This is a genomic window from Methylobacterium sp. 391_Methyba4 (assembly GCF_029691625.1).
GTDB classification, from domain to species: Bacteria; Pseudomonadota; Alphaproteobacteria; order Rhizobiales; family Beijerinckiaceae; genus Methylobacterium; species Methylobacterium fujisawaense.
Window position 1 is genome coordinate 1,510,827 of sequence record NZ_CP121475.1, and the last position, 26,037, is coordinate 1,536,863.

The following is a 26,037-nucleotide window of genomic DNA, read 5'->3' on the forward strand; positions in this document are numbered from 1 at the left end:
CCACAATGCGCTCGCTGCTTCTCGCCACCACCTTGCTGCTTTTGCCTGCACCCGCCTCGGCGCTGTGCCAGTGCGTCTGCGTGCAGGGCGAGATGAAGCCGATCTGTCAGCCGACCGATCTGATGGTGCCGATTTGTCAGGGGATCTGCGAAACATCGGTCCGCCCGGAGCGCCTAACGGCGCCGCTGGCTGGCGGGAGAATTCAGTTCGCTCCGGCAGAGACAACAAATCCGTCGCCCGGCGGCCTTGCAATTGAGGAGCCAAACTTGAGCACCAATCGCTACGGCCAGCCCTTGGGGACGCCGGATCAGCTCTCAGGAACCGTCGGATCCGGTCTCTCTTCAGGCGGAGGAGGAGGGAGCGCCTCCGGCGGAAGTACGCGCTGAACACGAATGTGCCCGCGCCGGCCGACCGGGCGGGCTGAGATCTGCGGGAGCGAACAGGGCAGTTGAGGGCGAGCAGCGCCCGCAGGCCACTGGCTTGATCCTCGTAACGATGGCCCCCACCGATCAAGGCCCCATTCGCGTCCGTGATGTACCAGCCGCTGTGAACGGACTGCCCGGCTTCTCATGGAGGTCGATCTACGAGACCTTCAGCATGCCGTCGCCTCCTCGTTTGCGCTCGACGAGGCAATCGGGGACGGCCGATGGCCGTTCCGAAAATCGCGGTTGAGCGCTTGAAAAATTCCGCGCGGCGGTGCCGAGAGCAGCCTGGAAAGTGTTCTGCGCCATCAAGGCGCTAGCCAGCGGGCCCACCGGCCAGGAAGACATCGCCGCGGCCGTAGCCGGGCGATTGGAAGCGGAAGAAATGGCCGACGACGAACGCATCACCGATGCGGTTCGAGCAACTGGCGCTTCAAGAGCTTCGCGGTCCAAGTCACGAATCCATATTGGCTGATGCTGTTGACGCGCAGTTTTCCTAGCTGTCTGGATGTGAGACCTCCTTGGCGTCTTCAACGATGCGGAGGGCGCGTTTGATGAGACTGGGACTGGGTGGCTTGTAGGTTGGGTTGGCCAATGCGGGATCAGCTTCGAGGCGCTGACGCAGCACTGTCTCGGGCGAGCGCCCATTGAGTACGCGCTGCCGGCGGCCGTTATAGGCGACGTTGAAGCCGCGCAGCACGATCTCCAAGTCGGCGTGGCGGTAGAGCGTGATGCCGAGCACCTTCCGCTGGACGCGGCCGTTGAAGCGCTCGACCATGCCGTTTGTTTTGGGTGTGTAGGGGCGCGTCTTGAGATGCTGCACAACGTGCAGCTCGCAGGCGGCCTCGAACGCATCGGCCGTGAAGCAGGAGCCGCGGTCAGTCAGCACGTGCGTGACCTTGAACGGAAAGGCCCCTATCAGGCTGTTGAAGAACTCGGCCAGCGGCGAGCGATGAAGGGGATGTCGTCGCCGGCGTGGAAGCCGATTTCGCCCCGAAGCGAGCCGTCGGCCTGAAGCGCGGCCCATCCGGAGCCGCAGGCCTCGTCCATCTCGTCGTTCCCGTTCCAGTCGAACTCAACGGCAGCGTGGTCACCACCACCGGCGAAGGCCCCGGTGACGCATCCGAAGGCGAACTCGCCGCCGGTGGCCTCAAAGAGGATGTAGGCTGGCTCGACCATGTCGGCATAGTCGTCCGCGTAGCCCGGCAGCTCGACGATCCGCCACTTGCCCAGGACGCTCACGCCAGAGTCCCGAACAGCTTGGGCAGGCGGACGAGGTTGTAGGCTGCCGCGGTGAAGGCGAAGGCCCATCCGATCCTATCGCGGCCCCTGAAGCGGGTTTTACGCTGGCCACCCACCGTCTTGATCCAGCCAAAGCCCTCCTCGATGCGCTTGCGGATCTTCTGGCTCATGCCATAGCCAGCATGGCGGGTGGTTCGCCTATCGATGGACGAGCGGCGGCCGCTGGTGTTCTGGGCCACGTGCGCGCGCACATTCCTCGATCTAAGCCTGTTGACGAAGTCCTCCGCGTCATAGGCCTTGTCAGCACCCACGGAGATGGCCTTGGGGCGGTCCGCCCTCGGCTCGATCATTGCCAGCGCAGCGCTGCGCTCGGCGTGGCCGTCCGCGGACGTCAGGCAGGTGTCCACGATCAGGGCCGAGCGGCTCTCCATCAGGGCATGGCCGATGAAGCAGAGCTTGGCCTCCATGCCCGGGCCCTTGCGGTAGAGCCTGGCTTCGGGGTCGGTGGTGCTCGCGTGCGTCTCGTTCGAACGCTTCTGACCCTTGAAGTCGACCTCGGCGTTACGTCCGCCAGCGGGTGGTGGAGCTTGGTCCCCACTTTGATCCTTGGGCTTGACGCTCTTCATCGAGGTCCAAGCCTCGATCAGCGTGCCGTCGACGCTGAAGTGGTCGCTGGACAGGAGCCGCTTCACCCGTGGCTGGGCGAGCACGGCTGCCAGGAACTTGGCGGCGATCTCGCCGGCCAGCAGCCGGTCCCGGTTCTTGCTGAAGCTCGAATGATCCCAGGCCGGATCGTCGACACCCAGCCCCACGAACCAGCGGAACAACAGGTCGAACTCCAGCCGCTCCATCAATTGCCGCTCCGAGCGGATCGAGTAGAACGCCTGCAGGAGCATCGCCCGCAGCAGCATCTCAGGCGGGATCGACGGGCGACCCATCCGGGCTGCGTAGAGCACGGAGAAGTCCCCGCTCAGCGCTGCGAGCGCCACGTCCGTGAGCTGCCGGATCGTGCGCAGGGGGTGGTCGGGTCGGACCCGAGCCTCCAAGTCCACATAGGAGAACAACGTCCCCGAACGCTGATCCGAACCCCGCATCCGCCTTCCCCAAGCGCTTCTAGGAAGGAGTGAATCATGCCCCGCTCGGCCACGCCACGGACTTCTTCAACAGCCTGCTAGGGCGTCCGTGAGGAAGGCCACCGCCGAGGCGGTGGCCTTCCTCACGGATGGTTCAGGGGATCGGCTGACGGCTGCGAGGATATCGGTGGCGGGCTTTGTCCAGACGAAAGGTCTGGCGCGCTGGTTGTGCTCGGCGATGTAGCGTTTGATGGCCGCCTGCAGATCGACGACGCCGGTGAAGGAGCCTCGCCGCCCGACGACGGGTGAGCGCTGAGAAGAAGCCTTCGACAGCGTTGAGCCACGAGGCCGAGGTCGGGGTGAAGTGGAACGTCCAGCGCGGGTGCCGGACGAGCCAAGCGTGCACCTTCGGATGTTTGTGGGCGGCGACGTTGTCAAGGATCGCGTGGATCGCCTTGCCGGACGGGACAGCAACCTCGACGGCGTTGAGGAACCGGATGAACTCGCCGTTCCGGTAGCGCTGCATGCAGCGGCCGAGCACGGTGCCCGCCAGGACGTCGAGGGCCGCAAACAGCGTCGTGGTGCCGTGACGGGTATAGTCGTGGGTCTGGGCGGCGGGATGGCCGGGGGCAAGCGGCCGGTCGGGGCGGGTCCGCTCCAGCGCCTTGATCTGGCTCTTCTCGTCGATGGACAGCACCACCGCGTGGGCGGGTGGGGCCATGTAGAGGCCGACGGTATCTTCGACTTTGGCGGCGAAGGCGGGGTCGCGCGAGAGCTTGAACGTGCGCAGTTGATGCGGTTGGAGGCGGTGAGCGTCCCAGATCCGCTGCACGGCACGCAACGAGATCCCGACCGCGCGGGCCACGGCCCGGCCGGTCCAGTGGGTGACCTCGCCCGGCGGCTCCGAGCAGGTCAGCGCCAGTACCTCGGCCACCGTCTCGGTTGAATGGGGCGGCGTGCCGGACGGACGCGTCTTGTCGCGCAGCAGACCTTCGACGCCAGCCTCGGCGTAGCGCCGCTGCCAGCGCCACACAGCAGGGCGGCTGACGCCCGCCCGTCGGGCGACGTCCTGGACACTCAAGCGCTCGGCCGAGAGCAGGACAATGCGGGCGCGCTGGGTATGTTTGAGCGGGCGGGAGCGGTTGCTGGCGAACGCAACCAGCCGTGCCGCGTCGCTCGCATCGAGGAGCGCATAGACCGTTTGATCCATGGCCCAGACTCGCACGTCTCATCGTGCACGTGGATCCTCCGTCTGTGTCACTGCACTAGACAACACTCGCTGCGGCGCGCCCCTTCTCATGCGCACCGTCCTCGACCTTCAGGGCGAGACAGATTTCACGGCCCAGGACGGATTATCCCGCCTCAGCGCACGTCAACATCACGACATGCCAAGCTTGGAAGAGTTCTCAGGTTCGCCGGCCGCCTCCCCCTCCGCGCCCCTCCGCGGACGTGAGGAGCTACGCGCTGGCGACGGCCCGCGACCGCGCGGCAATCGCGCCGCGAAGACGCGGCACAGAAGCCGGCGCGACGCGCGAAATGACGCGATGTTGAGATCAATATAATCTGAGATCATACTCGGATTTTTTCGCTTGCATCGCGCGTTTTTTCTGTCAGAACCGCGAAGCCTATATCCTGGATTGGGGTTTATACATGCGTATTCTTGCAATCGGCGCCGTCCTTGCCGTTGTTATGCCTCTCGCGGCACAGGCCCAGGAGGCCGGCGACGCCGCCGCCGGCGAGAAGGCGTTCGCCCCCTGCAAGGCGTGCCACAACTTCCAGAAGAACGGCGTGGGCCCCGACCTGAAGGGTGTCGTCGGCCGCAAGGCGGGCACCTACGAGGGCTACAACTACTCCGCCGCCCTGAAGAACTCTGGCATCACCTGGGACGAGGCCAATTTGCACGAGTGGCTAAAGAACCCGAAGACGAAGGTGCCCGGCAACAAGATGATCTTCCAGGGCATCGCCGACGACAAGAAGATCAACGACCTCATCGCCTATCTGAAGACCCAGTCCTAATTCTGACAGATCTGGGACCAAGAACGCGCGCGGTCTCTCGTCGCGCGCCCGCCGCGATCCACCCCGCCCTGCCCGGCCGGGCGGGGACTTTTGCGCTTACCTCAGGGCTCGACGCAAAAATAGTATTGGTTTCTTTTCGCAAGATCTTCACATTGCGCAGGATGATGTTACTCTAGGCGCAGTCGCTCGGCGTAACGCACCGGGCGTCCTCAACCTTCAGCCCCGCCGGCACCCGCCGCGCGGGGCTTTTTCGTGGCTCAGCGGCCGCTGCCGGAGGACAGGCTCGACCCGATGCTGCCAAAGAGCTAGCTCGGGGTACCGAGCACGGTGCCGTTCGGATTGGTGTCCAGGTTGAGATCTTGCGTCGTGAGGCCACCGGGGCAGGGGTTCGTCGTCTGGGCCGGCTCGAAGGCCTGACGGCCGCCAGCCAGTGGAACGATCACCCGCTGCTGCCGGATCGTGGTCTCGCAGAGCCCCCCGGCAGATCGGGACCGTGCGGTCGGTCTTCGAGCAGATCGCCTTCATCTCGCCCCGCACGCACGTACAGCGGCAGCGCGACGAGGTGGGGGCGGGCAGCGCCATAAGGGCGGCGGCGAGCATGAACAGGCGCATTATGAACGCTCTCACGACCCGCTACTGGTTAGGGCGAGTCTCCATCGTGTCTCAGAGCCCGAACGCGCTGGCGATGGCGACGCCGGCCTCGCTCGGAGCGGGAGACGGACGGACCAGAGCCGCGGGCCGGACGACTGAATCGCCCCTCGGGCCGCGAAACGCGCGTAGCTCAGCCGGCCGTGACGCGGCGGTAGCTAGCCGCGAAGGCCTCGATGGCCTCGCGCGTCAGGTCTGTCACCATCAGTCCGGCGGTGTAGACGGTCCATCTTCCGTTCTGGTCTTCTGTGATGCAGATTTTGGCCATCGGGCGCCTACACTCCACGCCACAAGGCCGAGCGAACCTAGCGAGTTCACGAACCGCACCGGGCGATCACGAGGCCGTTCCATCGTCATCCCGGAGGATGCGGACGGGCCGGAAGGCGCCCGCGGACACCGCGGACCCGACTCAGGCGCGGGCCGCCGCGGCCGCGGGGTGATCGGCGAAGGCGGCCATTCCGACCCGGACTGGACGACGTAGCCGCGCATGCCCGCGGCGCACGGGCCGACATAGCCGAAGACCTTGCCGGTGCCGTCCGCGAGGTCGGTGCAGTGGACCGGCCCCTCGGTCCGGCGGAGGTCAGGCATCGTCTCGCCTCATGCGCGCTCCGGGCTCGATCGGTCGTCGCCCGTCGGTCAGGTGGTCTTGGTGCGCCGCGACCGGCCGGCGACGCGCCGCGCGGGCCGATGCGAGTCGACGCGGGCCCGGGCCGCCCCTATACGCGCCCGGCGGCCGGACCGTCATCGGCGCCTTCCGAGCCCGCAGAGGGATCCGGCGTGGCGGACAGCTCGGCAGACAGCGTTGCGATCGTCGGCCTGGGCTATGTCGGGCTCCCGCTCGCCCTGGCGTTCGGCCGGGCGCGGATCACGATCGGCTACGAGCGCGCCGCCGACAAGGTGGCGGCCTACCGGGCCGGACACGACCCGGCGGGAGAGATCGACGCGGCGGCGTTCCGGGCGGCCGGGCACCTCGCGATCACCGACGACCCAGCCGCCCTGAGCGCGGCGGACGTGATCATCGTCACGGTCCCGACCCCGGTGGACGCGGCCCAGAGCCCCGATTTCACCCTGCTGATCCGGGCCTCGGACCTCGTCGGGCGGCACATGCGGCCGGGCGCGACCGTGGTGTTCGAATCCACCGTCTATCCCGGCGCCACCGAAGAGGTCTGCATCCCCGTCCTCGAGCAATCCTCCGGCCTGCGCTGGAAGACGGATTTCTTCGTCGGCTACTCGCCGGAGCGGATCAATCCAGGCGACCGGGAGCACAGCCTCGCCAAGGTGGTGAAGATCGTCGCCGGCGACACGCCCGCGACGCTGGAGCGGCTGAAGGCCCTCTACGGGTCGATCATCGAGGTGGGCCTCCACGCCGCCTCGTCCATCCGGGTGGCCGAGGCCGCCAAGGTCATCGAGAACACCCAGCGCGACCTGAACATCGCGCTCATGAACGAGCTGTCGCTGATCTTCGACAAGCTCGACCTCGACACGCAGGAGGTCCTCGCGGCGGCGGGGACCAAGTGGAACTTCCTGCCGTTCCGCCCCGGGCTGGTCGGCGGCCACTGCATCGGCGTGGACCCGTACTACCTCACCCACAAGGCCGCGATGATCGGCCATCATCCCCAGGTGATCCTGGCGGGGCGCCGGATCAACGACAGCATGGCCGCCCACGTGGCGCGCAGCACGGTGAAGCGGATCGTCCGGCGCGGCGGCCATGCCGGCCGGGCGCGGGTCATCGTCCTCGGCCTGACCTTCAAGGAGAACTGCGCGGACCTGCGCAACTCGAAGGTCGCCGACCTCGTGCGGGAGCTGGAGGAATTCGGCTGCGCCGTGTCGGTCCACGATCCCCGCGCCGGATCGGCGGAGGCCCGGGCCGAGTATGGCATCACCCTCGTCGACTGGGCCGACCTGCCCGCCGACGCGGACGCGGCCGTGATCGCGGTCCCGCACCGGGATTATGCCCGGCTCGGGCCGGAGGCGATCGCCGCCCGGGTTAAGCCCGGCGGCCTGATCGTGGACGTGAAGGCGCTGTACGAGCGCGCGGCGTTCGCACGGCTGGGCTACGAGGTCTGGCGGCTGTGACCGTTGCCGGGCCGCCGGCAAGCATTGCGATCATCCGGACGACGAGGGGACATGCCATGGACGAGACCGGCCACGATCACCGGCAGCCCGCGCCCGGCGACCTGGCGGCGCTCGCGGAGCGCCACGCCCGCTACCCCGACGCGCAGATCCGCGCCCTCCTGAACACCACGCGCACGATCGCGCTGGTCGGGGCCTCGGCGAACCCGGCGCGCCCGAGCTGGATCGTGCTGAAATACCTGCTCGACCGCGGCTACGTGGTGACGCCGGTCAATCCCGGCCTCGCCGGCCAGGACCTGCTCGGGCGCCGGGTGGCGGCCTCCCTGGCCGAGGTCCAGGCCAGCCTGGGCGACCAGCCGATCGACATGGTCGAGATCTTCCGCAATTCCGCCGCCGCCGGGCCGCTGGTCGACGAGGCGCTGGCGCTCAGCCCGCCGCCGAAGGTGATCTGGATGCAGCTCGGCGTGCGCGACGACGCGGCCGCCGCCCGGGCCGAGGCGCGCGGCCTCACGGTGATCATGAACCGCTGCCCCAAGATCGAGTACGGCCGGCTGTCGGGCGAGATCGGCTGGACCGGCGTGAATTCCCGGATCCTCAGCGCCCGGAAACCGGTGCTGGCGGCCAAGGGCGTCCAGAAGCTGACCATCGCGGAGCGGGGCCGTCGGGGCGACTGAATCCGATCCTCATACGGTCCGAGACAGCGCCCCGTGGCCAGCGCCCCATTCGCAGCGCCGCGTCCGATCGCATTGCGACGGTCTGGACGGAAGGCGACTCCGGTCGAGACAGCCGCGCCATCCTCCCTCTCCCGTTCGGGAGAGGGTTGGGGTGAGGGACACGACGCTTCGCGGTCGAGTGCACCATCACGGCTCGGACAGGCGAGCCTCGTCTGGACGAACCTGATCCCTCACCCTGTCCCTCTCCCGCACGGGAGAGGGACCCGCGCATCGCGTGGAACGGGCTCGGCTATCGCCCCCGCCTCAGCGCGATCGGGAACGATTCCCGCCGGATCGGGTCAGCCCACCCGACACCCTGATTCCGAGGCGTGAGCGCAGCGAGCCTTGAAGGAGGCCTCCGCCGCTCTCCGGCCCCTCACGATGCGGCGGTGACGGGGAGAGCCGAGCCGGCCCTCTGCGGCCCCGTGCCCGCCATGATGTGGTATTGTGATACCTTAACCGCCAAACCTCTCTGATTGCTCGACTTTTCGCGATTTCCGATTTCGCTGTTGACCCGGCATCCGGGCCCGTCTATGCACTGGCCACCGCCGCCGCGTGTGCCCCACGCGGCGGCTCGTTTTTCGGCACCCCGATGTTCTCGGATCCCGACGCGTCGGGGCCCTGGTCCGTCGGAACCCCTGGGATTTGGCTATGAAGACCACCTCGCTGAAGCCCGCCGAGGTCGACAAGAAGTGGATCGTGATCGACGCGGAGGGCCTCGTCGTCGGCCGCCTCGCGTCGATCGTGGCGATGCGCCTGCGCGGCAAGCACAAAGCCGCCTACACGCCCCACGTCGATTGCGGCGACCATGTCATCGTCGTCAACGCGGACAAGGTGAAGTTCACCGGCCGCAAGTACGTCCAGAAGCGCTACTACTACCACACCGGCTATCCGGGCGGGATCAAGGAGCGCACGGCCAAGTTCATCCTCGAGGGGCGCTTCCCCGAGCGCGTGGTGGAGAAGGCCGTCGAGCGCATGCTGCCCCGCGGCCCGCTCTTCCGTCAGATCCTCGGCAACCTCCGCGTCTACAAGGGCTCCGAGCACCCGCATGAGGCCCAGCAGCCGCAGGCGCTCGACGTCGGCGCCCTCAACCGCAAGAACGTGAGCGCTTGATCATGGCGACCCTGCAGTCCCTCGCCGACCTCAACCGGTCGAACACCGGCGCGGTCGATCCGGCCAACGAAGCGCCCATCCACGTCCAGAAGCTGGACGCCCAGGGCCGGGCCTACGCCACCGGCAAGCGTAAGGACGCGGTCGCCCGCGTCTGGATCAAGCCCGGCAACGGCACGGTCACGGTCAACAAGCGCCCGGTGGAGACCTACTTCGCCCGTCCGGTGCTGCGCATGATCCTGCGCCAGCCGCTGGAGATCGCCGGTCGCGTCGACCAGTACGACATCACCGTCACGGTGGCGGGCGGCGGCCTCTCCGGTCAGGCCGGCGCGGTGCGCCACGGCCTGTCGAAGGCCCTGACCTACTACGAGCCGGAGCTGCGTGCCCCGCTGAAGCGCGAAGGCTTCCTCACCCGCGACGCCCGCGTGGTCGAGCGTAAGAAGTACGGCCGCAAGAAGGCCCGCCGCAGCTTCCAGTTCTCCAAGCGCTGATATCCGGTCACACCGGTGTCACGGAGAGGGCGGTTCCTGCGGGAGCCGCCCTTTCGCGTTTCGGGGCTGCGGCGCGGCCGTTGACAGGCTGTCGCACCGCGCTCACCAGTTTCCCGGCCGCGATGGCCGACTCGGGCGGCACTGCCTTTCGGAGAGAGCGAGACGGACGATGGCTGGCGACGGCGTACAGAAGCCCACCGTGTTCATCGACGGCGAGGCCGGCACCACCGGCCTCGGCATCCGCGAGCGCCTGGAGCGCGACGGGCGGGTCGCCCTGCGCAGCATCGCGCCGGAGCACCGCAAGGATCCGGAAGCCAAGCGGGCGCTCCTCGCCGAGGTCGACCTCGTGGTGCTCTGCCTGCCGGACGAGGCCGCCAAGGAGACCGTGGCGCTCGCCGACAGCCTGCCCGGCGGCGGCCCGCGCGTCCTCGACGCCAGCACGGCCCATCGGGTCGCGGAGGGCTGGACCTACGGCTTCGCCGAGCTGACCCGGGAGCAGGGGGCCGCGGTGGCCCGCGCCCGGCGGGTGGCCAATCCCGGCTGCTACCCGACCGGCGGCGTCGCGCTCCTGCGCCCGCTCGTGGAAGGCGGCCTGATCCCGGCCGATCATCCGATCAGCATCAACGCGGTCAGCGGCTACAGCGGCGGCGGCAAGAGCATGATCGAGGCCTACGAGCAGGGCACGGCGCCGCCGTTCCAGCTCTACGGCCTCGGCTTCGCCCACAAGCACCTGCCGGAGCTGCAGCGCTACAGCGGGCTGACCCGCCGGCCGATCTTCGTGCCGTCCGTGGGCAACTTCCGGCAGGGCATGCTGGTGAGCGTGCCGCTCCATCTCGACGCGCTGCCGGGCCGGCCGACGGCCGCCGACCTGGAGGCCGCCCTGCGCGACTGGTACGCCAGTCAGCAGCTGGTGCAGGTCGTGCCGGGCGCCGCCACCGGCGCGCACCGCGAGAAGATCGAGCCGGAGGGCCTCAACGACACCGACCGGCTGGAGCTGCGGGTGTTCGGCTCGTCCGAGCACGGGCAGGCGGTGCTGGTGGCGCGGCTCGACAATCTCGGCAAGGGCGCCTCCGGGGCGGCCGTGCAGAATCTCGGGCTGATGCTCGGGCTCGACGGCTGAATCCGGCGCGTCGGTTCGATCGCTCGTCTGAGTGCGAGGAGGCAACTACGCGCACTCGGACCGCCCTGTCTTCGGCCCGATCAGATCGCCTTATCGCCGCCTGGGACCGCGCAAAAAACATCGAGATGCTTTTGATCGACGTGTCGTGCCACACCGCCATGCGCGTGGACGGATCGAATTCGCCGTGGGGGGGATCACGGCTTGATCGGCGCGCCCTCAGAGTGCCCCGCTTCGGTCAGCGCGTTCACCCGAACTGTTGCATCCCCGTTCAGGCACTTGAACGTGTGGGCGGATCCGGTGCGCCGATACGATCGTAGCAGGTTGGAGGCCGACCTTGTGTGGCCCGAGCCTGCACCTTATCCAAAGTTACGTTCATCCGCTGCGCGCAGTGTAGGAGGAAACTCCCCCGTCGCGTCCTTTGTCAGCCGCGCGATCACGCTCTCAACACAGTCGATTTGCTGTTGTAGGGCCATGAAGCCAGGGCCGGAAGCGGCCCCGTCCCCGACGACGAAGCTACCCTTCCGCCGATGCGTGTCGCGCAACGACTTCACCGATGCGACGATCATTCGCCGTTCTTCCAACAAAGCTGCCCACAACTCGTACAATCCTTCTAATTCCAGGTGATCAATCATTAGAATTTCCACATCAGCGATTTCTTCTCGTATCCCAGGGCCGCTTTTCATCAGATCCAATCGGCTCGAGCGATCAGCGGCGAATCTCCGGTCGAGCCACCCCGATTGACGTGATGCCCGCACGTGCCTGCGATCCGGAAGCCTCTGAGGCTAGATGACCCGCCCGTGTGCCACACCTGCCTCGCGAGAGCGACTGCGCGGCTTCGCATAGCGCTCTTCGACGTGCGCTTCAGTAGCTTCACGCGAGAGTAGAACTCACTAATGATGATTCGACTCAAGCGAGACCTGTGACGCGGCGACAACAACCATTCCGAGCCCGAATTGCCATCATGGCCCCAGGGACAGTAAGGGTTTGCCGGCTGGGTTGGTAACCGCCTCAGCGAGCGCCAACCCGGCGGGCACTGCATTGGCAGATCGGGCGAGGCGGACGAGTCGGTGGCGATTTACGTCTTTGGCGACAGCCACGCGCACTACACTTTCGCGCGCTGCGCTGATGTCACAACCTTCTGGCTGGGGCCGCGGACCATGCACCGGGTCGGGCGAGACGGCGCGTCGTTCGTACCACACTTGGTCACGCCGAAACCGGACGACGCGGTCGTTCTGGTGTTCGGAGAAATTGACGTGCGCTGCCATATAGCCCGGATCGCCCGCCTACAGGGCCGACCGATCGAGTACATCATCGGGGAACTGGTCGACCGCTACGTCGTGAGAACCCGAGCAACCTTTGAGCATTTCGGCCTTCGGTCACGCATCTTCATGCTTGACGCTCCGCCGCCGATGGATCCGATCACCCCGAATCCCAATCTTCCCGTCCATGGACCGCTCAGCGAACGGATCGCGATCCGCCGCATGCTCAACGCGGTACTGGAGGTACACACGAAGGCATTCGACATCACCTACGTGCCAATCCCGGCGCTGTACGAGGAGCCGGACGGGTCGCTGCGGAAGAGGCTAAACGACGGTCACGCATATATCGCGATGGATCACGCCCACCATATCTGCCACGAGGTCGGCGCACGGATCGGCTCGCCCTTGCGCTTTGATCGCCCGGTCTGGCTCGAGCGCATTTGCCTCGGCGCCCTCAGGGCTTGGGGGTTCTGGCGGCACGACGCCGAGGCACTATGGGACCTCGGCCGCCTCGTCTACGGTCGACGTCGGCGCGCCCATGCTCTCGATACCCGCCACGCAGAACGATCCTTCTCACCTAATTTAACACGATGAGTGGGGCAGGCAGCTGGAACCATCCGCCCGCTCAGCGCTGCGGTGGATAGCTCAGTCCCACTGATACATCGGAAGGACGACGCGGACCTCGTCCCAGGACCGGCTACAGCAGAGATCGCTACGGCGTCGCGCCCACATTCGTTTCGCGGTAAGCACGCGCAACGAGCTCGATAGCGAGGTGTGAACCGACGTCTTAATAACTCTCTGCACGGAGGCTAGGCCACCAGAACCGGCTTTTCGCCCGAAGGTCGCCATCTCAGGACGTCCCACGATTTAGCTAGGCCACAGGGCGGATGAGGTTTTGCAGAGAATGCGTATAGGGCGGCCGAAGCGTGCGCGGGAGATCAGCCTGCAACGCAACGGCCTGCGTTCGCACAGACAATCTCACGGACACGCGCATGACAACCGGATCGTCCATACCTGATAACGATGCAGAAAAGCAGAAGCTGGTTCGCCATCTCGGGACTTTTGACTCGAATATTCGCTTCCCGGCACCCTACGTGGCTTTCGCTGGAAGGCCCTCATCGCAAATATTTGACCATGGCTGGCACTACGATGCGCTCGGCTATCGGAACGACGTAGCCGCTGGGCCAAGGAGTAAAGACGAGACCCTGAGGGTGTTTATTGTCGGCGACAGCACGCTGGTCGATGGACTCACGAACGACGATACCGTCCCCGGAAGAGTTCAGGCACTGCTACGCCAAAAATTTGGTATCGGGGCGTTTGTTTACAATTTTGGAGCGATATCCAGCTGCCTTAACCAATCTATAATGCTCTCTACCATGAAATTGATCGATTTAGATCCAGATGTTATAGTTATAATAGGCGGCGGTACAGATACTTTCCAGCCCTGGACGTTTGATCCACGCCCGGGAAATCCGTACAATATGTTTGCTCTCGAAGCCATTTACAGCGACCTGTTTTCTCAGGATCAGCGGCAGGGAGCACTGTCCAGTCTCAGCCGAGAATCGGTTCAGGATCTGATATTTGCGCGACTGCGCAATCTGAGACTGATCACGCGTTGGAAGGATCCAGCTTGGGAATGGGAGGTGGTGAGGAAGTTCGAACTCGCAGTTGACCGTCTCGGCCGGCTCTCAAAAGGTATCGCTATACCTGTCCATTTCGTTCTTCAGCCCATGGTTGTTCGCAAATCATCGCCGACCGAGAGCGAAAAATCATTCGCGTCCGAAGAATTTCTGAATTACCTCGATCGCCAATACGAAAGATTGAAAACCGTCACATCAGAGTATGAGGGGAAGTATGGCTCTCGCGATTTTTTCAGCATTCACGATCTAAGCGACGCGTTTATTAAAATCAAAGAACAGATATTTACAGACATAGTTCATTACAATGATGCCGGCAGACAAATTATGAGCAGTAATATATTTGGCCTCATTAGAGAAGACTGCGAGATCAGCCACAGAAACAACTCGTGACTGTGAATTGTGTGAGGTCGGTCGGGCCCAGACCGCCCGGCCGTCCACGTTGTCGACTTCCGCGCGCTCGAACGGGTATGCGGCTTAAGCGGTGCGCCTGTCTGCGCCCCTTTAGCACTCGGACAGGAGCAGGACCGGCGACGCTCGCGTAGATTGCATCCGCGGATCACATCGCGCACATTCACGAAGGTGACACTTGTCGATTTCATGCGGTCTCACATTGACCGCTGGCTCTTCTGCCTGAGCCCTAAGCCGCCGGAAACGCTTGACACGCAGATCACCAGTGAGGGGCGGCGGCCAGGAATCGCGAGTTATTTCGACCTTTGTTTCGCTCGGGCTTGGGGTCAATCACGTCATCGGCGCCGGCTTACCCCCGTCCGGCGCTCCCTTGACTTCGTCATCGCCACGGTCCTAGCAGCCGGGCATCTTCGGGACGGGACAAGTTCATGACGGCCAAGCGAGCGCTGATCACGGGTGTGACGGGCCAGGACGGCGCGTATCTGGCGCAGCTGCTCCTGCAGAAGGGCTACGCCGTCACCGGCATCGTGCGCCGCTCCAGCCATGCCGGCGTGTTCGATCACCGGTTGAAGTGGCTCGGCATCCTCGACGATGTCGAGCTGGTCGATGGCAACCTGCTCGACCAGTCCGCCCTGCTGCGCATCGTCCAGGCGGCCAAGCCCGACGAGATCTACAACCTCGCGGCCCAGTCCTTCGTGACCTCGTCCTGGCAGCAGCCGCTGCTGACCGGGCAGGTGACCGGCCTCGGCGCCGCCCACCTGCTGGAATGCCTGCGCTCGGCGGCGCCCCAGGCGCGCTACTACCAGGCCTCGACCTCGGAGATGTTCGGCCTGATCCAGGAGGCCAAGCAGAGCGAGTCGACGCCGTTCTACCCGCGCTCGCCCTACGGCGTGGCCAAGCTCTACGCGCACTGGATGACCATCAACTACCGCGAGAGCTTCGGGCTGCACGCGTCGAACGGCATCCTGTTCAACCACGAGAGCCCGCTGCGCGGCGTCGAGTTCGTCACCCGCAAGGTCACCGACGCTGTGGCGCGGATCAAGCTCGGCACGCAGAAGGAGCTGCGGCTCGGCAACATCGACGCCAAGCGCGATTGGGGCCACGCCCGGGACTACGTGAAGGCGATGTGGCTGATGCTGCAGCAGGACCGGCCGGACGATTACGTGATCGCGACCGGCCGGACCACGACGGTGCGGGACATGTGCGAGATCGCGTTCAAGCACGTTGGCCTGAAGATGGACGACCACCTGATCGTCGACCCGGCGCTGTTCCGGCCGGCGGAGGTCGAGGTGCTGCTGGGCAACCCCGCCAAGGCCAAGGCGACGTTCGGCTGGGAGGCCGAGACCAGCTTGGAGGCGCTGATCACCGAGATGGTCGACGCCGACATCAAGCGCCTCAGCGCCAACGCCTGACCGGGGCGGCCCGTCGGGAGGCATAGCCGAGGACGGCGCGGGCCGGAACACCCTTTCCCCGGCGCGCCGGGCGGCGCGGACCGACACCGGACAGATGCCTCGTCTACCGTCCGGCGGACATCAGTGGAAGCACGCCGCATGACGACTTTCAAATACTCGCTCGAAGATTACGCCTTTGCGGAGTCCGAGTTCTACACCTACAGGCGTCGCCTCGCCGACTACGTCGTTCGCCTCTCCGATGCGGCCGCATTGCTGCGCGAGCACACGGATGAAGTCACGGTTGCCGGCGTCGGCCTCGCGCCGCAGCCCGGCGACGCTCCGGTGATCGACGGTCCCGGATTGCCGGGCTCCCTCGACATCCACCGCACTCTGGAGTGCTATCGGGGTGCCTATCATCGTCTGCGCACGACCTGGGATGGGTTGAACCCAGCTCAACGCCAGGGACTGCGTTCGCCTCCATCCGGCCTGCCGACGCTGCGGCCGGGCGACGGTTGAGGCACCCGCCTGCGATCCACCCGCCCCGGGCCGGGCTACCGCGCGGGCCGGATCCGGGAGGTCCGTCGCGGCCGGCGAACGGCGGTCTCCGATCTCGACGACGCCCTTCTGGATCAGGACATTGCAGCATCCCAGGACGCTGGTTATCAGTTCGGCCCGCTCGAAAATCCGAGATGCTATGGACGCCCCGCCGCAATCCGACTTGTCCGCTCCCGGTTTGGCGACCGCGCGCGGGATGACGATGGGATCCGATGCCTTGGCGCAGGCCATCGCGGAATCGAGGCTGTTCGACGCGACCTGGTACACCCTGCGCCATCCGGAGGCGGCCGACGCACCCCTGGCGCACTACATCGCGCATCAGAACGCGGATGGGTTCGATCCGAACCCCCTGTTCAGCACCGCTTGGTACCGGGCCGAGGCCCCGAGTGCGGGGGAGAGCCCGCTCCTACACTACGTTACAGCCGGCGCGGTCGGTGGCCTCGATCCGCATCCGCTCTTCGACACCTCCTGGTATCTCGCCTGCAACAGCGATGTCGCCGGCGCGGGCGCGAACCCGCTGCAGCACTATCTCGCCGAGGGCGGCCGCGAAGGCCGCAACGTCCATCCGCTGTTCGACACCGGCTTCTACCTCCGGCAGCGTCCGGACGTGCGCGATGCGGGTCTCAACCCGTTGCTGCACTTCCTCGCAGACGGGAGCCGGGAGGGGGTAGACCCTCACCCTCTGTTCGACAGCGCGTGGTATCTCGCCCGCTACCGGGACGTTGCTGCGACCGGCGAGAACCCTCTCGTCCACTACATGCGCCTCGGGGCGCAGCTCGGCTACGATCCGCATCCGCTGTTCGACACGCAATGGTACCGCCAGACCTTCCCGGACGCGGGCGAGAACGCGCTGCTCGACTATCTCGGCCGCGATGCGGCGGACGGCGCCGAGCCGCACCCGCTATTCGACTCCCCCTGGTATCTCGAGCAAGCGCCCGACGTGGCCGAGGCGGGGATGAACCCCGCGATCCATTACCTGACCGACGGGGCACGCGCGGGCCTCAGCCCGCATCCCCTCTTCGATCCGGCCCACTACCTCCGGCAGGTCCCGGATGCCGTCGACGCTCGCGCCAATCCCTTGCTGCATTACCTGAGGGACCGCGGTACGGCGAGCCCGCACCCGCTGTTCGACGCAGCTTGGTATCTGGCGCGCACGCCCGCCGCGCGTGGCCTGAATCCGCTGCTCCACTACAGGACACGCGGCGCCGCGCTCGACCCGCATCCGCTGTTTGACGCCGCCTTCTACCTGTCCCGCAACACGGATCTCGTCGAGACTGGCCGCAGCCCGCTCGCCCACTTCATTGAGGGGGGCGCCGCGGAGGGGCGCGATCCCTGTCAGCTGTTCGACACCTCTTGGTACCTGGAGCGCAATCCGGACGTGGCCGCCTCCGGGCAGAATCCACTAGTCCACTTCCTCGGGGACGGCGGTCGAGAGGGGCGCGACCCGCACCCGCTGTTCGACATCGGCTGGTACCGCTCCCGGGTCACGGACCTCGGGGACACCAATCCCCTTGTCCATTACCTCGCGCACGGCATCCGGGACCGGACGGATCCGAACCCTCTCTTCGACGCCGCATGGTACCGTGCACACCATCCGGAACTCGGACCGGACCAAGATCCGCTCGTCGACTACATCGAGCGCGGGGTCCACATCGGATCCGAGCCGCATCCGCTGTTCGACGGCGGCTGGTATCTTCGGACCTATCCGCAGCTGGTCGATGCCTTTGAGACGCCTCTACACCATTACCTTCATCTCGGCGCCGCGGAGGGCCGGGATCCGAGCCCGGATTTTTCGACACGCTGGTATCTGGAACGTCACCCGGACGTGGCCCGCGTCGGCCTCAATCCGCTGGCACATTTCGCCTCAGCCGGCACGATCGAGGGCCGGGCGCCGCTGCCGCTCGAGACGCTCCACGAGCGGCGCAGCACCGCGGCGCGTCTGACGCTCGCCGCGGAGGTCCAGGACATTCACCGCCATATCGGGCTGATGGTGGTGCAGCCCACTTTCGTGGTGCTGGTCGGGGGTGTGGACGTCGAGGCGGCCGAGCGCACGTGGGCCTCCCTCGACCGGCAGATCTACAAGCGCGCGCTCCGCTGCCAGACGCCGTCGGCGGCGGCCGACGCCCTCCGGGATCGGGAGAACGCCTACCTGCTGTGGCTGGAGGCCGGCGACGAGCTGCCTCCGCGCGCCCTCTACGATCTCGCCTGCGACATCAACCGCGCGCCCGACACCGACCTGATCTACGGCGACGAGGAAGTCCCGAGCCGGTACGGCCTCCTGCCGTTCTTCAAACCGGGCTGGAGTCCGGACTACCTCGAGAGCTTCGACTACGTCGGCCGGGCGGCCTGCTACCGGGGTGCCGCGGTCGCCAGCCTGCTGGTCGAGGCGCGTAGCGCTTTCGATCTGACCCTGCGCCTCGGCGAGGCCGGCGCCCGGATCCGGCATCTGCGCCGGATCCTCCTGCGCGGCCCGGACCGACGGTACGGGGAGGACGCGACCGAGCGCGCTCTGATCGAAGAGCGGCTGGCGCGTACCGGCCGCACGGGCGCGCGCATCGACACCGCTCCTCGGGCCCGCCACTACGCCGTGGCGCCCGGCCCGCGGACCGAAACCGTCTCGGTGATCGCCTCGCTGACGCTCGGTCCCGTCGGCGAAGAGGCGCGATCGGTCGAAACCTTTATCAGTCGGATCGCCGCGATCCGGGAGGAATCGAGCCACGCCCGTCTAGACGTGACGGCCGTCCTCGATCGGGAGGCCGGTTCCGTCGAACAGGCCGCCCTTAGCGCGGCCGGGTGCCGACCGGTCGTCGCGCCCGCGGGCGCGATCAGCCCCGCGGGCCGGCTCAATCACGGGGCTCGCGAGGCGAGGGGCGACGTGCTGCTATTCCTCGCCCCTGAGCTGGAGCCGACCGAGCGTCACTGGATCGAGCGTATGCTGATCCATCTCGACAAACCTGCGGTCGGCGCCGTCGGCGCGCGCTTGGTCGGCGGTGACGGCCAGTTCCGGCACGCCGGCCTCGTTATGCATGCAGGCCTGCCCGAGCCCGTACGCGAGGGCAACGGTGGGGCAGAGGGCTATTTCTTCAGCGCCGCCACCGCCCGGAATTTCCTGGCCGTGAGCGGGGAATGCCTGATGACCCGGGCCGCCACGTTCGCCGAAGCCGGGGGTTTCGACGAGGCGCTCGGCGGGGCACTTTGGGATGTCGATTACTGCCTCGGCCGATGGGCGGCCGGCTCCCGGATCGTCTACGAGCCGGGCGCGATCCTGGCCGATACCGACCCTTGGCAGGCGCCTCGGCCGCGTGCCGTTGAGGTTGAGCACTTCGTGCGCCGCTGGGGCGCGCGGGTCGTCCACGACCCCTTCTACAACGAGGCCGCCTTCAGGCTCGGACCGCCGAACTACGACGGGCGAGAGCTGCCCTGACGGCGTGGGCTCGAGTTTACGGAACAGGCAGCTTCAATTAGTGCGCTCACCGAGATCAAATCCGCGCGGCCGCCGAGCGCTTTCTCAACACCAAGACGCCATGAGTCGAATCGACCCGATCGCGCTCGCGAGGCCCATGAGCGCGGGCACGTCACCCCTGAGCCGAGAGGTGCCGTAATGGCGCTCAACTTTACATGGAGCCGTCGCAAGGGCCTGACCGGCATCGGCCGCCGTATCGGCAAGGAGATCCTGCGCAGCGGAACCGCGCGCGTTCTGCGCGCGGGCTGGCGTCACGGCGAGGGAGCACTGAGCGGCCTCGACGGGCTCTATCACCGCTGGGCTGGCGCACCGGACACGCGCGCGAGCCGCAATCCGCTGGTGCGCCTCGCCGCCCGCGGCGGCCTTCCGCCCTCGACCGACCCAACGTCCGAGGCCGAGCAGCTCGCAGCCCTAGCCCCGCATTTCGATGCGGCGTTCTACGAGAGCTGGTACGGGATCGGAGGAGCATCGGCGCTGCGCGACTATTTGCGCAACGGCTGGCGCCAGGGCCGCGACCCCCGCCCCGATTTCTCGACGGCGGAGTACCTCGCGGCGCATCCCTTCCTGCGTCACACCGACATCAATCCCTTCCTGCACTACCTGCAGACCCGGCTCGGCCACGGGGTCGATGCAATCCCGCGGCCCGACGCCCGTCGCGCCGCCCGCCTCGCACGTCGGCTGATCGACCCGGACTACTATCTCGCCGGCAATCCCGATCTCCGGGCGGCGGGCGTCGATCCGAGCGATCACTACATGAACTCGGGCTGGCGCGAGGGCCGTGACCCATCGCCCCATTTCGACCTCCCGTACTACTGCTTGACCCGCGGCCTCAGCTACACGACGGACAATCCGCTGCTGCATTACGTAATGCATGGCGGTAAGGCGCGGCCGCTGAGCGAGGACGAGGCGGTCTCGTTCCGGATCGAGACGATCGCGCCCTACTTCGACGCCGCCTATTATCGCGGCCGGACCGATCAGCGTTCCGACGAAAAGCTGCTGCGCGCCTACGCGGCCGGCGAGTGGCGCCAGATGCGCAGCCCCCGCCAGGAGTTCGACCCGGCGGGCTTCGTGCAGGAGCGCGCGGAGAGTCGCGCGGTTCGCGGCGATCCATTCTTCCGCTACATCGCGGAGACGCTTATCTCCGCCGAGACGCCATTCGAGAGCCCAGGCCGGATCAGCTTCCCCGCGGTCGACGACGACTGGTACCGGACGACCTATGCCGACGTCCGCGGCAGCGGCATCCGGCCCTACGTGCATTTCGCCAGCGTGGGCTGGCGCGAGGGGCGCGACCCGGGACCGGAGCACGCGACGCTGTACACGCTGCTTCGCGTATGCGGGTTCCGCCCGGACACGCCGCCGGTCGAGGATACCGGCTGGATCGCCGAGATCGGCCGCGAACCGGTGGACCGCGAGGCCTACCTGCGGCTGCAGGCGGCGTTGGCGGCCCTACACTTCGATCACGCCTTCTACAGGCGGCGCTACGGCGTGCCCGACGAGGTCGACGCGATCCGCGATTATTGCGAGCGCGGCTGGCGGATGGGACGCAACCCGCGCGCGGATTTCAACGGGCGGGATTATCTCGACCAGCACGGATACGTGCTGGAGACCGGGGTCGCGCCGTTCATCCACCATCTCGCCACCGCGCTGATGCTCGGCGTCGACATCGGCACCGGCTTCGACCCGCGCTATGGTACGCCGCCCTCAGACGCGGACGAGGCGATGATGGACGAGGCTCTTTTGATGGAGCCGTATTTCGACGCCGCCTTCTACGCCAAGCGCTATCCGGACGTGGCCGGCGCGCAGGGCGGCCCGCTCGCCCACTTCGTCGCCCACGGCCAGCACGAGGGTCGGCTTCCGAACAAGACCTTCTCGTACGACTTCTACGGCAAGGCTTACGGTCACCTGCTCGCCGCGGGCGAGTCGCCGTTCCTGCACTACGTCCGGACCGGCCGGGCCGCCGGGCTGATGGCCTGTCCGGAGGATCTCGGCACTTGGCCGCCCATGCTCGCCCCCGAGCCAGCCGATTGGAACGGATTGCCGCAAGCCCTGCCGATCGCGCAGGCCGACGTCGTCGTAATCATGCCGGTCTACAAGGGTCGCGGCGAGACCCTGCGCGCCATTCACGCCTGCCTCGTCGCCCGGCAGCAGACCCGGTTCACGCTGCTCGCGATCAACGACCGCTCGCCCGACCCGGAGCTGTCCGCAGACCTCGCCGACCTCGCCGGCCGCGGCCTGTTCCACCTCGTCGAGAACGAGCACAACCTCGGCTTCGTGCGCTCGGTCAATCGCGGCCTCGGCCTCCGCCAGGGCAAGGCCGTGGTCCTGCTCAACTCCGACGCGCAGGTCTTCGGCGACTGGCTCGACCGGCTCGTCGCCCACACGCGCGCCCGTCCGCAAATCGGCAGCGTGACCCCGCTCTCCAACAACGCCACGATCTGCAGCTACCCGAAATTCAACGCCAACAACGGCATGCGGCTCGAGATCGAGCGGCCCGAGCTCGACGCGGTCGTGTCGCGGATCAACCGAGGCCGCGCCGTCGCGGTGCCCACCGGCGTCGGCTTCTGCATGTACATGACCGAGGAAGCCCTCGAGGCCGTGGGCGTGCTCGACGAGGTCGCCTTCGGCAAGGGCTACGGCGAGGAGAACGACTGGTGCATGCGCGCCATCAAGGCGGGCTTCGTCAACCTGCTCGCGGAGGACGTGTTCGTCTACCACGCCGGCCAGATCTCGTTCGGACTCGACGAGGGCGGCGAGTACGACCAGGGTCAGGTGGCGCTGCTGGCCAAGCACCCCGACTACCCGGCCGTGGTCGGCCAGTTCGTGGCCGCCGATCCCGGCCGGCAGACCCGGGCACGGATCGATCTGTACCGGCTGGCCCGACACTTCCGGAGCCGAGCGGTCCTGTTCGTGACCCACAGCTGGGGCGGTGGCATCCAGCGGCACATCGAGGACATGATCGCGCGCCTGCAGGGCGAGGGGGTCAGCGTGGTGCTGATCTCGGTCGACCGCGACCGCAACATCCAGATCAACGTCTCGTACCGCAGCGCCGAGAACCTCTACCTGCCGACGATCGAGAGCCTGTCCCTGATCCGTGACGAGGCTCAGGTCGCCGAGTTCCTCGATTGGCTGGCGCCGATCCTGATCCACGTGCACTCGCTGGCGGGCCTGCGCTGGTCGGCGGTGCGGACGATGATGCGGCTGGTCACCGAGGCGGGGCGCCCCTATGCCTGGACGCTGCACGACTTCTCGCCGGTCTGCCATCGCAACCATCTAGTCCAGCCCGACGGCACCTATTGCGGGCTCGCACCCGTTCCGGTCTGCCGGGGCTGCATGACCGCGGATGGGGAGGCCCGTGAGGAACCGGATCCGGAGGAGCGGCGGACGACGTTCGGCGCCTTCCTGGCCGGCGCCGCGCAGGTGTTCGCGCCCTCGTCGGACACGGCACGGCGGCTCAACGCAGTCTATCCGGACTTGGCGATCACCGTCCGGCCTCACTTCGAGGCGGACCGCCGAATCCGGCCGGCGATCCACAAGCGCGGGGAGGGAAGGCGCCGGGTGGCGGTGCTCGGCGCCATCAACATGATGAAGGGTGCGCGCTTCCTTCAGGCGCTGGCCACCGACGCGCGGGATCGGGCCCTACCGATCGACATCACCATCGTGGGCTTCTCCGACCCGGCTCTGCGTCCGGCGCTCGCGGCCGTCGGCATCACTGAGACCGGCCGCTACATGAGCGACGACGAGGCTCTTGACCTGACGGCGCGATCGTTCGCCGACCTCGTGCTGCTGCCGGCGATCTGGCCCGAAACCTACTCGTACGCGCTGACCCTGGCGCTGCGCACCGGCCTGCCGGTGGTGGCCTTCGGCCTCGGCGCGCAGAGCGAGCGGCTGCGTGGCTACGCCCACGGACACGTGCTGCCCTATGCCCTGATCCACGATCCGACCGCGTTCAACGACCGGCTCATGGACATCGACATCTCGCCACGCGGGCGGATTCGCGGCCCCATCCGGGCGGCCGAATACGACGACCTGATGCGCGACTATTACGGCCTGGACCCGGCGCCGGCCGCAACCCGACATCCCGTCGACGAGGACGCCGCATGATCTCCGTCAACGAGGACATGAAGCAGGAGATGCTGCGCCGCGGCATCTCGGTGCTGCATCCGGCTCCGTTCGGCCTGCCGGAAGATTGCGTCTTCGAGCCGCCGTGCAGCATCAAGTGGATGGGCGTCGATTACTGCCTCACCATGGGGGCGTTCTCGTACGCGGTCAGCGGCTACTATTTCGGCGCCGACATCGCCCGCTACTGCTCGATCGGCGAGAGCGTCCAGGTCGGGCGCGGCAGCCACCCGGTCCATTGCGGCTCGACCTCGCCGCTGTTCTACACGCACCACTCGGCGGTGTTCGACCGCCTGGACCCGCGGGCGGAGGATTACGAGATCTGCGGCCCCTATCTGTGGCCCAAGCGCGTGCGCATCGGCAACGACGTCTATATCGGCCACGGTGCCTTCCTGATGCCCGACATCACGATCGGCGACGGGGCGATCATCGGCGCCATGGCGGTGGTGACCAAGGACGTGCCGCCCTACGCGATCGTGGCCGGCAGCCCGGCCCGGATCGTGAAGATGCGCTTCCCCGACGCGCTGATCGAGCGCTACCTGAAGGTGCAATGGTGGCGCTACGCCTTCTGGGACCTGCGCCAGTGCTCGATCACCGACCCGGAGAAATTCCTCGACGCCGTCGAGGAGCGGATCGCCGGGGGCATGCAGGAATACCGTCCGGAGCGGATCCCGATCCAGTCGCTGATACCGGGCGCATGATCAGATCGTCCCCTCGAGGCGCAGGTTCGACTCCGGATACTCGATCATCACCCGGCGCTGCTCGGGCGAGTTGTTCCAGCCGCCGGGCCGGATGTAATCCCCCGCGTCGGTCACCTCGACGACGTTCTTGACCGTGGGGATCTCTCGGAATTTGTGATCGTAGCCGTTCGCGAACGAGACCACGGTCTCGACCGAGTCGGACAGGTAGCAGATCGCCGGCCCCAGGGTTCCGAACCCGAAGACGAGGTGACGCCCGTTCACGAGGGCGGCGGTGTCCTCGACGATGCTCCCGCTCTGGACGGTGAACGGGATCGCATGCGCGCTGAGATGCGCCTCAAGCGCGTCGATCACCGGGTTGAGGCGGTTCTCGTAGACGAGCTTGACGCGCGTGATCCGGCCCGCCTGCCGGAAGCGGTCGATCACCAGGGTGTAGAAGGCCAGCGGCGGCTGGATGTAGGCGGCGTTGACCCAGGTGCTGAACACGTCGCCCGAGCGGATATGGATGATCAGCTCGTCGTCCGGCTTCGGCGCGAACACCGGCGGCAGCAGATTGTAGAGCGGGTGGATGATGGTACGGACCATCTCGCGCTTGTCGTGCGGCGTCAGCAGGTCCCGGGCGAAGCGCGCGTGGTGCTCCAGCTCCCAGAAATAGCCCTCCAGGAACCAGCCGCCCTCGGGCAGGGGATGGGGGCCCGGCAGGAAGGTGAGACCGCCGAGATCCACCGGCTCGGTGCGCGCGATCACCCCGCTGCTCTCCCGCGTGGCAAGCTTGAAGTAGCGTAGACCGAGCCGGCGGGCGACGGCGATCGCCATGGTGTGCTGCATCAAGCCGTTGCCGAGGGCGGCGTTGAGCACGAGCGACACGCCAATCAGCGGACGGTCGCGGGTGCCAGGCGCGCCGACCAGAGCGTAGCTCATCTGCTCGACCGCGCCGGGCGTCTCGGCCAGGAGCGGGATATCGAGGTCGTGCTCTTCCCGCAGACGGATCAGTTCGAGGGCCGGGCGCTCGACGAACACCTCAACCTGGGTCAGCACCAGCGGCTGGGGCTCGTCGAGCGACAGCTTGACGAACCGAGCCCAGACGAGCCCGGCGAGCGGAAGCTGCAGGGGGATAGCCTGCCCCCGCGCCCGGAAATGCGTCAGCCCCGCGTGGATCAGGGTCCAGGCTGCCCCGTCGTCCGACACCTCGACGCGGAGGGAGCGGGCGGCCTCCCGCGCCACCTCACGCCGGTTGTGGACGACGACCGCCGACAGCGGGAGGCGCTGCCCGAGGTCGACCTGCCACCAAGCCGGTTGGTCGACGTCCGTATGGGCGTTGTACTCCTGGCTGAAATCGCCGTTGACCAGTCCGTCCGGACCCAGCGGGCACCAAGCTGGCCGGGAGCTCTGCGTCGCCGGCTTGCCGAGGGCGACGTTGACGTAGAGATCCGGGTGGTCGAAGGGCGCGGTCATCGTCGAGGTCTGAGCAGCTGGCGCGCGCGCGGTCAACCGCCTTGTCTCCCGCCGCGGCGGCCGTCCGATCGGGGCGGCCCCGGCTTGCCTTGCCGCGCGACATCCAGCTAGGCGATCGGGCCCGGCGTGACGCCACCCGCCGAC

At 67.1% G+C, this 26,037-nt stretch carries 19 protein-coding genes and 2 pseudogenes; 13 read left to right on the top strand and 8 right to left on the bottom strand.

Translation table 11 applies throughout. From position 1 onward, the window contains the following. Nucleotides 1-581: 581 nt before the first annotated feature. The 5 genes and pseudogenes from P9K36_RS07220 to P9K36_RS07240 all read right to left on the bottom strand — a co-directional run bounded on the left by P9K36_RS07220 (nt 582) and on the right by P9K36_RS07240 (nt 3,947). Complete coding sequence (locus tag P9K36_RS07220; RefSeq protein ID WP_278306764.1) at nt 582-875, bottom strand: hypothetical protein; 294 nt, start codon at nt 873-875, stop codon at nt 582-584. A 43-nt stretch (nt 876-918) separates the two neighbouring features. Further along, nucleotides 919-1,335, bottom strand: a pseudogene (locus P9K36_RS07225) (integrase core domain-containing protein); the annotation flags it as partial. Nucleotides 1,336-1,340: 5 nt separating this feature from the next. Further along, nucleotides 1,341-1,664, bottom strand: coding sequence for a hypothetical protein (locus P9K36_RS07230; RefSeq protein ID WP_278306765.1), 324 nt, complete (start codon nt 1,662-1,664; stop codon nt 1,341-1,343). Then, complete coding sequence (locus tag P9K36_RS07235; RefSeq protein ID WP_278306766.1) at nt 1,661-2,758, bottom strand: IS5 family transposase; 1,098 nt, start codon at nt 2,756-2,758, stop codon at nt 1,661-1,663. Before P9K36_RS07235 ends, P9K36_RS07230 begins: the two co-directional genes overlap by 4 nt. Nucleotides 2,759-2,824: 66 nt before the next feature. Continuing rightward, a pseudogene (locus P9K36_RS07240) lies at nt 2,825-3,947 on the bottom strand (IS630 family transposase). Between the two features lie 440 nt (nt 3,948-4,387). Between P9K36_RS07240 and P9K36_RS07245 the strand changes: the two are divergent. Next, the gene (locus tag P9K36_RS07245; protein ID WP_278306768.1) at nt 4,388-4,753 is read left to right on the top strand and encodes a cytochrome c family protein; all 366 of its coding nucleotides are present in this window, start codon (nt 4,388-4,390) and stop codon (nt 4,751-4,753) included. 781 nt (nt 4,754-5,534) lie between these two features. Here P9K36_RS07245 and P9K36_RS07250 read toward each other — a convergent pair. Next, nucleotides 5,535-5,669: a hypothetical protein gene (locus P9K36_RS07250; protein WP_278306770.1), complete on the bottom strand. Its 135-nt coding sequence runs from the start codon at nt 5,667-5,669 to the stop codon at nt 5,535-5,537. Nucleotides 5,670-6,178: 509 nt separating this feature from the next. Here P9K36_RS07250 and P9K36_RS07255 point away from each other — a divergent pair. The 5 genes from P9K36_RS07255 to argC all read left to right on the top strand — a co-directional run bounded on the left by P9K36_RS07255 (nt 6,179) and on the right by argC (nt 10,908). After that, entirely contained in the window at nt 6,179-7,477 is a 1,299-nt protein-coding gene (locus P9K36_RS07255) for a nucleotide sugar dehydrogenase (RefSeq protein ID WP_278306771.1), read from the top strand. Nucleotides 7,478-7,533: 56 nt separating this feature from the next. After that, complete coding sequence (locus P9K36_RS07260) at nt 7,534-8,148, top strand: CoA-binding protein (RefSeq protein ID WP_278306772.1); 615 nt, start codon at nt 7,534-7,536, stop codon at nt 8,146-8,148. Nucleotides 8,149-8,838: 690 nt separating this feature from the next. After that, nucleotides 8,839-9,300, top strand: a complete 462-nt coding sequence (gene rplM / locus P9K36_RS07265; protein ID WP_043356851.1) for a 50S ribosomal protein L13 — start codon at nt 8,839-8,841, stop codon at nt 9,298-9,300. Between the two features lie 2 nt (nt 9,301-9,302). Continuing rightward, complete coding sequence (gene rpsI, locus P9K36_RS07270; protein ID WP_043356850.1) at nt 9,303-9,788, top strand: 30S ribosomal protein S9; 486 nt, start codon at nt 9,303-9,305, stop codon at nt 9,786-9,788. A 169-nt stretch (nt 9,789-9,957) separates the two neighbouring features. Further along, a complete protein-coding gene (gene argC, locus P9K36_RS07275; RefSeq protein ID WP_278306774.1) occupies nt 9,958-10,908 on the top strand; it encodes an N-acetyl-gamma-glutamyl-phosphate reductase in 951 nt (316 codons plus the stop codon). Between the two features lie 356 nt (nt 10,909-11,264). On the opposite strand, the gene P9K36_RS07280 is transcribed toward argC, so the two are convergent. Then, nucleotides 11,265-11,663 carry a hypothetical protein gene (locus P9K36_RS07280; protein WP_278306775.1) on the bottom strand — a complete coding sequence of 133 codons (399 nt, stop codon included), beginning with the start codon at nt 11,661-11,663 and terminating at the stop codon, nt 11,265-11,267. Nucleotides 11,664-11,975: 312 nt separating this feature from the next. On the opposite strand from P9K36_RS07280, the gene P9K36_RS07285 reads away from it, so the two are divergent. The 7 genes from P9K36_RS07285 (at nt 11,976) to P9K36_RS07315 (ending at nt 24,441) form a co-directional block, all read left to right on the top strand. Beyond that, the gene (locus P9K36_RS07285) at nt 11,976-12,761 is read left to right on the top strand and encodes a hypothetical protein (RefSeq protein WP_278306776.1); all 786 of its coding nucleotides are present in this window, start codon (nt 11,976-11,978) and stop codon (nt 12,759-12,761) included. 398 nt (nt 12,762-13,159) lie between these two features. Continuing rightward, on the top strand, nt 13,160-14,197 hold the full coding sequence (locus P9K36_RS07290) for an SGNH/GDSL hydrolase family protein (protein ID WP_278306778.1): 1,038 nt from the start codon (nt 13,160-13,162) through the stop codon (nt 14,195-14,197). 446 nt (nt 14,198-14,643) lie between these two features. Next, nucleotides 14,644-15,627 carry a GDP-mannose 4,6-dehydratase gene (gene gmd, locus P9K36_RS07295; protein ID WP_278306779.1) on the top strand — a complete coding sequence of 328 codons (984 nt, stop codon included), beginning with the start codon at nt 14,644-14,646 and terminating at the stop codon, nt 15,625-15,627. A gap of 138 nt (nt 15,628-15,765) precedes the next feature. After that, on the top strand, nt 15,766-16,122 hold the full coding sequence (locus tag P9K36_RS07300) for a hypothetical protein (protein ID WP_278306780.1): 357 nt from the start codon (nt 15,766-15,768) through the stop codon (nt 16,120-16,122). A 235-nt stretch (nt 16,123-16,357) separates the two neighbouring features. Further along, a complete protein-coding gene (locus tag P9K36_RS07305; protein ID WP_278306781.1) occupies nt 16,358-19,585 on the top strand; it encodes a hypothetical protein in 3,228 nt (1,075 codons plus the stop codon). A 177-nt stretch (nt 19,586-19,762) separates the two neighbouring features. Further along, nucleotides 19,763-23,725 carry a glycosyltransferase gene (locus P9K36_RS07310; protein WP_278306782.1) on the top strand — a complete coding sequence of 1,321 codons (3,963 nt, stop codon included), beginning with the start codon at nt 19,763-19,765 and terminating at the stop codon, nt 23,723-23,725. After that, a complete protein-coding gene (locus tag P9K36_RS07315) occupies nt 23,722-24,441 on the top strand; it encodes a CatB-related O-acetyltransferase (RefSeq protein WP_278306783.1) in 720 nt (239 codons plus the stop codon). Before P9K36_RS07310 ends, P9K36_RS07315 begins: the two co-directional genes overlap by 4 nt. Here the strand turns inward: P9K36_RS07315 and P9K36_RS07320 are convergent, their stop codons facing one another. Continuing rightward, nucleotides 24,442-25,893, bottom strand: coding sequence for a discoidin domain-containing protein (locus P9K36_RS07320; protein WP_278306784.1), 1,452 nt, complete (start codon nt 25,891-25,893; stop codon nt 24,442-24,444). Nucleotides 25,894-26,037 lie beyond the last annotated feature (144 nt).

Excerpts from the sequence above, each read along its gene's own strand:
- P9K36_RS07290 (WP_278306778.1), top strand. The coding sequence starts at position 13,160 with ATGACAACCGGATCGTCCATACCTGATAACGATGCAGAAAAGCAGAAG.
- P9K36_RS07315 (WP_278306783.1), top strand. The coding sequence starts at position 23,722 with ATGATCTCCGTCAACGAGGACATGAAGCAGGAGATGCTGCGCCGCGGC.
- P9K36_RS07235 (WP_278306766.1), bottom strand. The coding sequence starts at position 2,758 with ATGCGGGGTTCGGATCAGCGTTCGGGGACGTTGTTCTCCTATGTGGAC.
- P9K36_RS07250 (WP_278306770.1), bottom strand. The coding sequence starts at position 5,669 with ATGGCCAAAATCTGCATCACAGAAGACCAGAACGGAAGATGGACCGTC.
- P9K36_RS07245 (WP_278306768.1), top strand. The coding sequence starts at position 4,388 with ATGCGTATTCTTGCAATCGGCGCCGTCCTTGCCGTTGTTATGCCTCTC.
- P9K36_RS07300 (WP_278306780.1), top strand. The coding sequence starts at position 15,766 with ATGACGACTTTCAAATACTCGCTCGAAGATTACGCCTTTGCGGAGTCC.
- gmd (WP_278306779.1), top strand. The coding sequence starts at position 14,644 with ATGACGGCCAAGCGAGCGCTGATCACGGGTGTGACGGGCCAGGACGGC.
- P9K36_RS07310 (WP_278306782.1), top strand. The coding sequence starts at position 19,763 with ATGGCGCTCAACTTTACATGGAGCCGTCGCAAGGGCCTGACCGGCATC.
- argC (WP_278306774.1), top strand. The coding sequence starts at position 9,958 with ATGGCTGGCGACGGCGTACAGAAGCCCACCGTGTTCATCGACGGCGAG.
- rplM (WP_043356851.1), top strand. The coding sequence starts at position 8,839 with ATGAAGACCACCTCGCTGAAGCCCGCCGAGGTCGACAAGAAGTGGATC.
- P9K36_RS07320 (WP_278306784.1), bottom strand. The coding sequence starts at position 25,893 with ATGACCGCGCCCTTCGACCACCCGGATCTCTACGTCAACGTCGCCCTC.
- P9K36_RS07305 (WP_278306781.1), top strand. The coding sequence starts at position 16,358 with ATGACGATGGGATCCGATGCCTTGGCGCAGGCCATCGCGGAATCGAGG.
- P9K36_RS07260 (WP_278306772.1), top strand. The coding sequence starts at position 7,534 with ATGGACGAGACCGGCCACGATCACCGGCAGCCCGCGCCCGGCGACCTG.
- rpsI (WP_043356850.1), top strand. The coding sequence starts at position 9,303 with ATGGCGACCCTGCAGTCCCTCGCCGACCTCAACCGGTCGAACACCGGC.